The following is a 9,048-nucleotide window of genomic DNA, read 5'->3' as shown; positions in this document are numbered from 1 at the left end:
CGATGTGGGATTCGACTATGCATAGCGCTTGACGGCCAAGACGGTTGCTCAGTCCAGTTCACGACGACGATCGGTCACGGTATCGCAGAATTCGTCCAGATCGTCGGGGTGTACGCCCAGTTCGTCGAGCACCAGTTCGCGTGCCTTGTGCCAATCCGGATTGGGCAGCCCCTGGTCTTCCGAATGCAACTGTATGGCCAGCTGCAGGATGGCCACCATGGTGCGTGCCGCATGGCTGATGTAGGCGAATTCATGGTGATTGAGGATGGTGCCGGCAACGAAATCCGGCAGGCGCCAGTGGCGCGCCAGCAGATAGCCGATAGAGCAATGGTCGACGTTGAAAGCGCGGTCTTCCTCGCGCACGTCGGCCCACTTGCGCGCACGCCCATCCACGCCAGTGGCGTGGCAGTAGTCGGGAAAGCGCTGCATCAGCACCGGCACGCCACAATCATGGAAGATACCGACCATGTACGCCTGCTCGGGAAACACGTTGCAGACGGAAACCCGCTCATGAGCGATCACCGAAGCCAGCTGCGCGATATCCAGCGAACGTGCCCAGAACTGCTCAAGTAACGGATTGTTGCCTGAGAGCGCTACGGTGACGCCGTAGGACTGCACCAGCAGTGCGGTCTGGCGCAGCCCCAGCAGTACCAGAATCTGTTCCAGCGACTGCGGCGGGCGCCGGCGGGCATAGGCCACCGAACGTGTGGTCTTGTAGAGCATGGCCGTCAGCCCGGCATCCTGGGCGATCACGTCGGCCATCTTGCTCATGTCGAGCTGTCCGGCCTGCAACATCTCCACGATCTCCATCACGATACGTGGCTGAGGGGGAATGCGGATCCCCGAGGAAGCCAGCGCGGCAACCTCGGCGTCGACGTCGGCGAGTGTCTGCAAGGGTTTCGATTTCATCTGGACCATATCGTCAGTGACACGGGAAACTGAAGCCTCGCACGGCATTCCGCAGTTCACGGGCCAGGTCTGTCATGGCTGTTTCGAGGTCGCAAAACAACACGAGGGCGGCAAGGGTTCAGGCGCTGCCGCAGGCCCCCACAGCACACGGATGGCAGCAGCCACGCGGCCAACGTCACCACTGCAGAAGAAACGTTCGCCCCCCTGCTCCACCGCTGCGGTCAGGTCGGCCGCTTCAAGCTGGCGCTGCAATTGTCGCGCCACGGCCGCGCCGGTATCGATGAGGGCGACTGCCGGCCCCAGCAGCTCGGCGATCAGCGGGCGCAGAAAGATGTAATGCGTGCAGCCCAGCACCACGGTATCGGCGCCAGCCTCGCGCATGGGCGCAAGATGCTGCGTCAGCAGCCCGCGCAGGCGCGGTCCGTCAAACTCTCCCTGCTCGATCAGATCCACCAGCCCGGTGCCCGGCTGCGTGATCACCTGTACCCCGTGACCGAAGCGATCCAGCAGAGCAGCAAAGCGCGCGCTCTCCAGCGTGCCCGTAGTCGCCAGCACGCCGACCACGCCTTTGTGCGTCGCAGCCGTAGCAGGCTTCACGGCGGGCTCCACGCCGATCACCGGCAACCACGGCCAGCGTGCCCGGATGGCATTGGCCGCGGCGGCGGTGGCTGTGTTGCAGGCGATCACCAGCGCCTTGGCGCCCTGGTCGAGCAGGAAATCACAGATTTCCAGCGAACGCGCCTCGATCAGTGCCTGCGGCTTTTCACCGTAGGGTGCATGCCCGGAATCCGCGCAATAGAGCAGATTCTCGCCCGGCAGCAAGGCCCGGATCTCCCGCAGCACGGACAAGCCGCCCACGCCGGAATCGAACACACCAACAGGTCTGGAATCGCTCATGCGGAAATCCCCGCCGATCCGCCTTTATCCGTTCAGATCTTGCGCGCCAGCTCCGCAGCAGCGCCGATGTAGCTCGCTGGCGTCATCGCCAGCAGGCGGGCCTTGTCGGCAGCCGGAATGTCGAGCGAGGCGACGAATTCCTGCAGCGCTTCCTTGCTGATGCCGGCACCACGCGTCATCTTCTTGAGCTGATCGTAGGGATTGTCGAAGCCGTAGCGGCGCATCACGGTCTGGATCGGTTCGGCCAGAACCTCCCAGGCCTCGTCGATGTCGCCCGCCAGCGCGCCCGGATTGGCTTCGAGCTTGCCCAGGCCACGCAGGCAGGATTCCAGGCCCAGCAGACTGTGACCGATGGCAACACCCATATTGCGCAGCACCGTGGAATCGGTCAGGTCGCGCTGCATACGCGAAATCGGCAGTTTTTCGGAGAAGTGGCGCAACACGGCATTCGACACCCCAAAATTGCCTTCAGCGTTCTCGAAGTCGATCGGGTTGACCTTGTGCGGCATGGTCGAAGAGCCGACTTCACCTTCCTTCAGCTTCTGCTTGAAGAAACCCAGCGAGATGTACATCCAGATATCACGGCAGGCGTCGATCAGCATGGTGTTGGCGCGGGCGATGGCGTCGAACAGCTCGGCCATCGAATCATGCGGCTCGATCTGGATGGTGTAGGGGTTGAACACCAGACCCAGCGACTCGATGAAAGCCTGGTTGTGGGCGGCCCAGTCGATCTCCGGGTAAGCCGACAGGTGGGCGTTGTAGTTGCCGACGGCGCCATTGAACTTGGCGGTCATTTCGACGGCCGCGATGGCCTTGCGGGCGCGCTTCAGGCGATAGGCAATATTGGCCATCTCCTTGCCCAGCGTGGTCGGGCTGGCCGGCTGGCCATGGGTGCGCGAAAGCATCGGCAGGTCGGCGAGCAGATGGGCCAGTTCGACGAAGCGCGCGACCACGCGGTCGAACACCGGCAGATAGGCCGCGTCGCGCGACTCCTTGAGCATCAGCGCGTGCGAGGTGTTGTTGATGTCTTCCGAGGTACAGGCGAAGTGGATGAACTCGGCCGCGTGGCTGACCTCGGCATTGTTCGCAAAACGGTCGCGCAGCCAGTATTCCATGGCCTTCACATCGTGATTGGTGCGCGCCTCGATGGCCTTGATCGCCTCTCCATCGGTCTCCGAGAACCCGGCTGCCACGGCATCCAGCTCGGCTAGCGTCACCGCCGAGAACGGCGCAACCTCCGGCACCGCCGGGTTGGCGGCCAGTGCCTTGAGCCACTCGATCTCCACCCGCACACGGTTACGGATCAGACCGTATTCGGAAAAATGCGGGCGCAGCGGATCGAGCTTGGCGGCATAACGGCCATCGAGCGGTGACAGGGCAAGCAGGGTATTGAGCTGGGAAGACATGACGATTCCGGTAGGAGCAAAGCGGACTGGACGACAGGCAACGCCCGTGGCGAGGGCGGGATTATACCCGCCCGGCCGGCCTGCCCGCGCGCCCGACCGCGTCAGCACGCCGCATGACGGTTACACACGGGCACGCATGGGAAATATATACACTGAGCCCCGCCACACCGGTACAATCGGGCAGTTTAAACCTTGATGCAGACTTGTTTGTCCTAGCTGTTCATTCTCTGCCCGCAGTCCGTGATCCGCACCGAAAAGTTGTTCACGATCTGTAGCGAGAGGCTGTCAGCGGAGTGAAGCGCAGCGCAGGAGCCGGTGTGTACTTGGATACACGATGGCACAGGCGGAGTTTCGCGCAGCAAGCTGCGCGCCGCTACTGTCGGCGGGCTGTGCGAAACCAGCCGTAGGCAACCGAGGGCGCATGCGCCCCGATCACAGCATCGCAGTACCAGATCACGAACTGCTTCTGACAAACTCTCCCAGGATCTTCCCCCCAATGAGCAAACTCGACGATTTCCGCCTCATGTTCGGCCAGCGCGAACTGGTGCCCATCATGATCGGCGGCATGGGCGTCGACATCTCGACCTCCCGCCTGGCGCTCGAAGCTGCGCGCCTGGGTGGCATCGGTCATATCTCCGATGCGATGATCAAGGCGGTCTCCGACACGAAATTCAACACCACCTTCGTGAAGGAAAAACTGCAGCGCTACAAGTTCAACGTGGCGAACATGGACAAATCCGCCGTCCACTTCCGCCTGGCCGAACTGGCCGAAGCCACCCGGCTGCACGTTGGCAAGACCATGGAAGCCGTGCGCGGCGCCGGCATGGTCTTCATCAACTGCATGGAAAAGCTGACAATGAATGCGCCCAAGGAAACGCTGGCCGTGCGCCTGCGCTCTGCGCTGGACGCAGGCATCGACGGCATCACGCTGGCGGCCGGCCTTCACCTGAACAGCTTCTCGCTGATCGAAGACCATCCGCGCTTCCGCCATGCCAAGCTGGGCATCATCGTGTCCTCTGCACGCGCATTGCAACTCTTCATCCGCAAGAACATGCGTACCAACCGCCTGCCTGACTATGTCGTGGTCGAAGGCCCGCTGGCCGGTGGTCACCTTGGCTTCGGGCTGGACTGGGCCAAGTACGAGCTCTCCACCATCGTGCAGGAAGTGCTCGCCTGGCTGCGCGAACAGAAACTGAACATCCCGGTGATTCCCGCCGGCGGCATCTTCACCGGCTCGGACGCCGTGCGTTATATGGAAATGGGCGCGGCCGGCGTGCAGGTTGCCACACGTTTCACGGTCACCGAGGAATGCGGCCTGCCTGATACGGTCAAGCAGGAATACTTCAAGGCCAGCGAGGAAGACGTGGAAGTCAACGAGACCTCGCCCACCGGCTATCCGATGCGCATGCTCAAGCACAGCCCCTCGATCGGCGCAGGTACGCGTCCGAACTGCGAGGCCTATGGCTACCTGCTGGATGCCAACGGCCGCTGCGCCTACATCGATGCCTACAACCGCGCACTGGAGGCCAACCCTGGCTCCAGGAAGGTCTCGGTATATGAAAAGACCTGCCTGTGCACCCACATGCGCAACTTCGACTGCTGGACTTGCGGCCACTACGTGTACCGCCTCAAGGACACCACGACGAAGAACGAGGACGGCAGCTATCGCCAGCTGACCACCGAGCACGTGTTCAAGGATTATCAGTTCAGCACCGGCGGCCAGATCGCGCTGCCGGCCTGATCGGCTCAGGCTACGGAAAAAAGAAAAGCCGCCGGATCTGATCCGGCGGCTTTTTGCTGTCAGGTCCATGGAGCGGGATGTGCCCCCAAGCCCCCTTATCCCGACACCATCAAGTTAAACATCAAACCCCGCTATTGGCATCATCCCGGCAAAGGCCGGGATCCAGGGAGGATGCCCGGAACGCCGGATTTCGGCCTTCGCCGGAATGACGGCAATCAGCCGAAACGTCCGGTGATGTAATCCTCGGTCGCCTTTTTCTGCGGTTTGATGAAGATCTGGTCGGTGATGCCGTACTCGACCAGTTCGCCCAAGTACATGTACGCGGTGTTGTCCGAGATGCGGGCAGCCTGCTGCATGTTGTGGGTCACGATGACGATGGTGAACTCGTTCTTCAGCTCATCGATCAGTTCCTCGATGCGCATCGTCGAGATCGGGTCCAGCGCGGAAGTCGGCTCGTCGAGCAACAGCACCTCGGGCTTCACCGCCACGCCACGCGCAATGCACAGGCGCTGCTGCTGGCCGCCAGACAGGCTGCTGCCGGAAGCATGCAACTTATCCTTCACCTCATCCCACAGCGCAGCCTTGTTCAGCGCCCATTCCACGCGCTCGTCCATCTCGGCACGCGTCAGGCTCTCGTGCAAGCGCACACCGAAGGCGATGTTCTCGTAGATCGACATCGGGAACGGCGTGGGCTTCTGGAACACCATGCCGACACGGGCGCGCAGTGTAGTGGGGTCCGTGCCCGGATCCAGCACATTCACGCCATCGACAAGCAGCCGCCCTTCGGCGCGCTGCTCCGGATAGAGATCGAACATGCGGTTGATCGAGCGCAGTAATGTGGATTTACCGCAGCCGGAGGGCCCGATGAAGGCCGTGACCTTGCGCCGGGCGATCGGCAGATTGATGTTGTGCAGGGCGCGCGAACGGCCGTAGTAGAAGTTGAAATCGCGGAATTCGATGTGGACGTCTTTGGAGTCGGACATGGATTGATTACCTTGCGCAGTCTGTTCGTTATAGGAGCTGTTCAGGATCTGTAGCGAGAGGCCGTCAGCGGGACGAAGAGCAGCGCATGAGCCCCGATCACGGCCTCGCAGTAGATCATGAGCAGCTCCTCAGTTCTTCTGGCGAAAATAGGTCCGCGCCAGGATGTTGAGCATCAACACCCCCAGTGTGGTGATCAGCACGCCTGCCCAGGCAATCTGTTGCCACTCGGGGAAGGGACTCATCGCAAATTGCGAGATCATCACCGGCAGGCTGGCGATCGGCTGCCCCAGGTCCATGCTCCAGAACTGGCTGGACAGCGAGGTGAAGAGCAACGGTGCGGTCTCGCCACCGATACGCGCCACGGCGAGCAGGATGCCGGTGATCACGCCCGAGCGGGCCGCGCGCAGCACCACACTGGTGGTCACCTTGTATTTCGGCGCCCCCAGCGCGAAGGCCGCCTCACGCAGCGAATCGGGCACCAGTAGCAGCATGTTTTCCGTCGTGCGAACCACCACGGGCACCACGATCAGACTCAGCGCGGCGATGCCCGCCCAGCCCGAATAGGTCTGCATGCGCGAAACCACCAGCGTCCACACGAAAAGGCCGATCACGATCGACGGCGCGGAGAGCAGCAGATCGTTCACATAGCGCGTGGCGCTTCCCAGCCAGCTCTTCTGGCCGTATTCGGCCAGATAGATACCCGCCAGGATACCGATCGGCGTGCCCACCATCGTGGCCAGGCTCACCATCAGCACGCTGCCCACCAGCGCGTTGAGCAGGCCGCCATCGGCAGCACCCGGCGGCGGTGTCATCTGCGTGAAGAGATTGATGGACAGGCCAGCCAGCCCCTGCTGCAACACCGTGAGCAGGATCCAGCCGAGCCAGAACAGCCCGAAGCCCATGGCCAGCAAGGACAGGCCGAGCGCCATCAGGTTGGTCAGTTTTCTTCTCTGAATCAGGGTCATGATCCCTCTCGATCAGTGTTTCTTCATGCGCGAAAGCATGAAGCGGGAGATCATCAGCACCACCAGCGTGATCAAGAACAGCATCAGTGCCAGTCCGATCAGGGCAGAGGTGTGCAGGCCGGGGGCGGCTTCGGCAAACTCATTGGCGATCGCCGAGGTGGCACTGTTGCCCGGCATGAACAACGACGGCGAAGTGAGGAAACTGGTGTTGCCGATCACGAAGGTGACGGCCATAGTTTCTCCCAGCGCGCGCCCCAATCCCAGCATCACACCGCCTACCACGCCGGTCTTCGAATACGGCAGCACGATGCGCCAGACCACCTCCCAGGTGGTGCAGCCCAGACCATAGGCAGATTCGCGGATCATCGGCGGCGTGATCTCGAACACGTCACGCATCACCGAAGCGATGAAGGGGATGATCATGATCGCCAGCACGATGCCGGCAGTCAGCAGACCGATACCCAGCGGCGGGCCGGAAAACAGCACCCCCAGGAAAGGAATCTTGCCCAGGGTGGAAGCCAGCAGCGGCTGCACATGGGTGGCGAACACCGGTGCAAACACCAGCAGGCCCCACATGCCATAAACGATGCTGGGAATGGCTGCCAGCAACTCGATGGCGGTGCCCAGCGGACGACGCAACCAGGCGGGAGACAACTCGGTGAGGAAAATCGCGATGCCGAAACTCACCGGCACGGCGATGAAAAGGGCAATGGCCGAAGTCACCAGGGTGCCGTAGATCAGTACCAGGGCGCCGTAGCGGTCCATCGGCGGATTCCACTCGGAACTGATGAGGAAGTCCAAACCGAAGGCGTTCAGCACCGGCCAGGCGTCATACACCAGTGCGATCACGATGCCGCTCATCGCGACCAGCACGAAGACCGCGACCAGCCTTACCAGCCAGGCGAAGCCGGCATCCTGCCAGCTGGAGACACGCTTGCGCGTGGCCTCCCCGGAACCCTCGACAACCGGGGGCCACTGGCCCCCGGTTTGCGCATCATCTTTGCTCACGGCAAGCGAAGCGTCCATTGATCACTCTTTATTACTTGACGGGCGAAACCGGCTTGCCGGAAGCGTCCTTGATCTGACCCCACGCCTTGCTGTGGATTTCCTTGATGGTGGCCTCGGGCAGCGGCACGTAGTCCAGATCGGAAGCCATCTGGGCACCGTTCTTGAAGGCCCATTCGAAGAACTTCAGCACTTCGGTGCCTTGCTCGGGCTTGTCCTGGGTCTTGTGCATCATGATGAAAGTGGCGCTGGTGATCGGCCAGGACTTGGCACCCGGCTCATCAGTCAGGATTTCGTAGAAGCCGTTGCTCCAGTTGGCGCTGGCGGCTGCGGCGGCGAAGGCTGAGTCAACCGGCTGCACGAAAGCCTTTTCCTTGTTCTGCAGCTGCGTCCAGGCCAGCTTGTTCTGCTTGGCGTAGGCGAATTCGACGTAACCGATCGAAGCCGAGATGCGTTGCACGAAGGCGGAAACGCCTTCATTGCCCTTGCCACCCAGACCCACTGGCCATTGCGGTGCCGTACCTTCACCAACCTTGGTCTTCCACTCTTCGGAAACCTTCGACAGGTAGTTGGTAAAGACGAAGGAAGTGCCCGAACCGTCAGCACGGCGCACCACGGCGATGTCCTGATCCGGCAGCTTCACGCCGGGGTTCAGCTCGGCAACAGCCTTGTCGTTCCACTTGGTGATCTTGCCCAGGTAGATATCAGCCAGCAGCGCGCCAGTCAGCTTCAGTTCACCCGGCTTCACGCCCGGCAGATTGACCACGGCGACCACACCGCCGACCACGGTCGGGAATTGCACGAAACCGGCCTTTTCCAGTTCTTCGGGCTTCAACGGGGCATCGGAAGCGCCGAAATCGACGGTCTTGGCCGTGATCTGGCGGATACCGGCACCGGAACCGATCGACTGGTAATTCACGCGATTGCCGGTGGCCTTCTGATAGGCATCGGCCCACTTCGAATACACCGGAGCGGGGAAGGATGCGCCAGCGCCCGTGACCGAAGCGGCGTGCGACACGGGGGAAACCGCCAGCATCACGCCAAACAGCCCGGAAAACAGTGCGAACTTGCTCATTGCGAACCTTTCGGAAGATCGTGGATCGGGAGCCGCCAATGTATTGCGCGAATGTGACACGCATGT

The 9,048-nt window shown here is 61.9% G+C and carries 8 protein-coding genes; 1 reads left to right on the top strand and 7 read right to left on the bottom strand.

Annotation, left to right across the window (positions count from 1 at the left end; all coding sequences use genetic code 11):
- Positions 1-48 precede the first annotated feature (48 nt).
- From BGI27_RS09515 to purB, 3 genes are all read right to left on the bottom strand, one after another.
- Positions 49-909 (bottom strand): HDOD domain-containing protein, encoded by an 861-nt coding sequence (locus tag BGI27_RS09515; RefSeq protein WP_170942991.1) that lies wholly within the window; start codon positions 907-909, stop codon positions 49-51.
- A 72-nt stretch (positions 910-981) separates the two neighbouring features.
- Positions 982-1,806, bottom strand: coding sequence for a glutamate racemase (gene murI, locus BGI27_RS09510; RefSeq protein ID WP_095524636.1), 825 nt, complete (start codon positions 1,804-1,806; stop codon positions 982-984).
- Positions 1,807-1,838: 32 nt separating this feature from the next.
- Entirely contained in the window at positions 1,839-3,212 is a 1,374-nt protein-coding gene (gene purB, locus BGI27_RS09505) for an adenylosuccinate lyase (RefSeq protein ID WP_095524635.1), read from the bottom strand.
- Between the two features lie 496 nt (positions 3,213-3,708).
- Here purB and BGI27_RS09500 point away from each other — a divergent pair, with 496 nt between their 5' ends.
- Positions 3,709-4,953, top strand: coding sequence for a nitronate monooxygenase (locus BGI27_RS09500; RefSeq protein ID WP_095524634.1), 1,245 nt, complete (start codon positions 3,709-3,711; stop codon positions 4,951-4,953).
- Positions 4,954-5,168: 215 nt separating this feature from the next.
- Here the strand turns inward: BGI27_RS09500 and pstB are convergent, their stop codons facing one another.
- The 4 genes from pstB to pstS form a co-directional block, all read right to left on the bottom strand.
- The gene (gene pstB, locus BGI27_RS09495) at positions 5,169-5,936 is read right to left on the bottom strand and encodes a phosphate ABC transporter ATP-binding protein PstB (RefSeq protein WP_095524633.1); all 768 of its coding nucleotides are present in this window, start codon (positions 5,934-5,936) and stop codon (positions 5,169-5,171) included.
- Between the two features lie 129 nt (positions 5,937-6,065).
- Entirely contained in the window at positions 6,066-6,902 is an 837-nt protein-coding gene (pstA, locus tag BGI27_RS09490) for a phosphate ABC transporter permease PstA (RefSeq protein WP_095524632.1), read from the bottom strand.
- Between the two features lie 12 nt (positions 6,903-6,914).
- On the bottom strand, positions 6,915-7,910 hold the full coding sequence (gene pstC, locus BGI27_RS09485; protein ID WP_223871720.1) for a phosphate ABC transporter permease subunit PstC: 996 nt from the start codon (positions 7,908-7,910) through the stop codon (positions 6,915-6,917).
- Positions 7,911-7,941: 31 nt separating this feature from the next.
- Positions 7,942-8,982 carry a phosphate ABC transporter substrate-binding protein PstS gene (gene pstS, locus BGI27_RS09480; RefSeq protein ID WP_095524630.1) on the bottom strand — a complete coding sequence of 347 codons (1,041 nt, stop codon included), beginning with the start codon at positions 8,980-8,982 and terminating at the stop codon, positions 7,942-7,944.
- Positions 8,983-9,048 lie beyond the last annotated feature (66 nt).

The organism is Candidatus Dactylopiibacterium carminicum (genome assembly GCF_014736495.1).
Taxonomy (GTDB): domain Bacteria; phylum Pseudomonadota; class Gammaproteobacteria; order Burkholderiales; family Rhodocyclaceae; genus Uliginosibacterium; species Uliginosibacterium carminicum.
The sequence above is the reverse complement of the archived record's forward strand: the minus strand, read 5'-3'. Positions and strand labels throughout refer to the sequence as shown.